At 51.8% G+C, this 1621-nt stretch carries 1 rRNA gene; it reads right to left on the bottom strand.

From position 1 onward, the window contains the following. Positions 1 to 1590 (bottom strand): 23S ribosomal RNA (locus AC4BHP_RS18810); the annotation flags it as partial. Between the last annotated feature and the right edge of the window lie 31 nt (positions 1591 to 1621).

The raw sequence follows: 1621 nt of genomic DNA, 5'->3' as shown, positions 1-1621 counted from the left end.
TAGTTCCCTCGCCATCACAGCTCAGCCTTATGTGATGAGCGGATTTGCCTGCTCATCGGCCTAACTGCTTGGACGCGCATATCCAACAGCGCGCTTACCCTATCCTACTGCGTCCCCCCATCACTCAAATGGAAGAGAGGTGGTACAGGAATATCAACCTGTTGTCCATCGCCTACGCCTTTCGGCCTCGGCTTAGGTCCCGACTAACCCTGAGCGGACGAGCCTTCCTCAGGAAACCTTAGGCATTCGGTGGAAGGGATTCTCACCCTTCTTTCGCTACTCATACCGGCATTCTCACTTCTAAGCGCTCCACATGTCCTTCCGGTCATGCTTCACAGCCCTTAGAACGCTCTCCTACCACGCATACCATACGGTATGCATCCACAGCTTCGGTGATACGTTTAGCCCCGGTACATTTTCGGCGCAGAGTCACTCGACCAGTGAGCTATTACGCACTCTTTAAATGGTGGCTGCTTCTAAGCCAACATCCTGGTTGTCTGGGCAACTCCACATCCTTTTCCACTTAACGTATACTTTGGGACCTTAGCTGGTGGTCTGGGCTGTTTCCCTTTTGACTACGGATCTTATCACTCGCAGTCTGACTCCCGAGTATAAGTCTTTGGCATTCGGAGTTTGTCTGAATTCGGTAACCCGATGAGGGCCCCTAGTCCAAACAGTGCTCTACCTCCAAGACTCTAAACTCGAGGCTAGCCCTAAAGCTATTTCGGAGAGAACCAGCTATCTCCAGGTTCGATTGGAATTTCTCCGCTACCCACACCTCATCCCCGCACTTTTCAACGTGCGTGGGTTCGGACCTCCATCCAGTGTTACCTGGACTTCATCCTGGACATGGGTAGATCACCTGGTTTCGGGTCTACGACCACATACTGCAAACGCCCTATTCAGACTCGCTTTCGCTGCGGCTCCGTCTCATCAACTTAACCTTGCATGGGATCGTAACTCGCCGGTTCATTCTACAAAAGGCACGCCATCACCCATAAAAGGGCTCTGACTACTTGTAGGCACACGGTTTCAGGATCTCTTTCACTCCCCTTCCGGGGTGCTTTTCACCTTTCCCTCACGGTACTGGTTCACTATCGGTCACTAGGGAGTATTTAGCCTTGGGAGATGGTCCTCCCGGATTCCGACGGGATTCCTCGTGTCCCGCCGTACTCAGGATCCACTCGGGAGGGAACGAAGTTTCGACTACAGGGTTGTTACCTTCTCTGACGGACCTTTCCAGGTCGCTTCATCTACCCCGTTCCTTTGTAACTCCACAATGAGTGTCCTACAACCCCAGATGGCAAGCCATCTGGTTTGGGCTGATTCCGTTTCGCTCGCCGCTACTCAGGAAATCGCATTTGCTTTCTCTTCCTCCGGGTACTTAGATGTTTCAGTTCCCCGGGTGTGCCTTCATACACCTATGAATTCAGTGTAAGATACTGCCCCATTACGGGCAGTGGGTTTCCCCATTCGGAAATCTCCGGATCAAAGCTTACTTACAGCTCCCCGAAGCATATCGGTGTTAGTCCCGTCCTTCATCGGCTCCTAGTGCCAAGGCATCCACCGTGCGCCCTTATTAACTTAACCGTTAAAAAACTCTTACTCGGTTTTTATTAAA

The organism is Pradoshia sp. Z4_20 (assembly GCF_058216035.1).
The sequence above is the reverse complement of the archived record's forward strand: the minus strand, read 5'-3'. Positions and strand labels throughout refer to the sequence as shown.